Annotated in this window: 1 protein-coding gene; it reads right to left on the reverse strand. The window is 64.7% G+C overall.

Translation table 11 applies throughout. The annotated features are described in order from the left end of the window. Positions 1-315: 315 nt before the first annotated feature. Complete coding sequence (locus AC08OQ_RS17990) at positions 316-534, reverse strand: hypothetical protein (protein ID WP_462186578.1); 219 nt, start codon at positions 532-534, stop codon at positions 316-318. Positions 535-918 lie beyond the last annotated feature (384 nt).

A 918-nucleotide genomic window follows, 5' to 3' on the forward strand; every position in this document is an offset into this window, starting at 1 on the left:
CCATAGGAGATGAAGAAGTAGTTCTTCATCGGGTACCCTCAAAATCCAGCACCATGCGCCCCCGAACCTACCGTCACCCAGCGGACGGTGGCATCAGACGCTATCAGCCGACCGACGGCATGGCGATAGCCGTCCGCCCGGTTTCCTCAATGATCGTTCAACAACGATCGTCCAACATGGACGTGGCGGGAACAGGCCGGTCCATCGAGTACGTCCCGCGTCCCGCGGACGTCTACCGCCGGTCACCGGATGCCCCGGGCGGAACTTTCTGCTTTCCGTCAGATTTCCGTCGGCGCGTTTTCCCGGCGACCTCCCTCAGCGCACCTCCCAGTGCTCGGGTTCGAGCCGGAGCCAACGATCAATCTCCGCTCGCCACCAGATCCGGGTCCCGCCCCAGGTGGCGGTGCGATTTACCACCGCAGCCGGGCTCGGCGCGGCCGGATCGACCCGGAGCCGATGGTCGACCGCCTGGCGGGTCAGACCCAGCGCCCGAGCGATGTCGCCGGACCCGACAAGCAGCGGTAGTCGATCCACGGTTGCCGACGTTAGCCAATTCGGGCCGGCCGATGCCGCCGGTGGCCGCGGCCGTCCCCGGCCACGATCCCGGAGACTGCGTAACGATGCCGACGCCAATCGGTCGGTGACCATTCCTCCCCAGTAGGCTACCGGTCGTCGGACACCCGTCGCCGCTCGCGACCAGCGGTCTCGACCGGTACCGGTCGGTACTGATCGGTACTGATCGGTACTGATCGGTACTGATCGGTACTGATCAAGACAGTCTCCTGGATGCGCGCACCAGCGACACACGCATGTGCTTGGGTAGTCACGTATCGCGAACATCATGCTGGCCGGGGCCGCCGGGCCGGAGAGTGTCGTAAACATTCACCTGCTTTAGCGATCTTGCTGTGGGTGACGGTT

The sequence above is a fragment of the Frankia sp. CcCS3 genome (assembly GCF_977927575.1).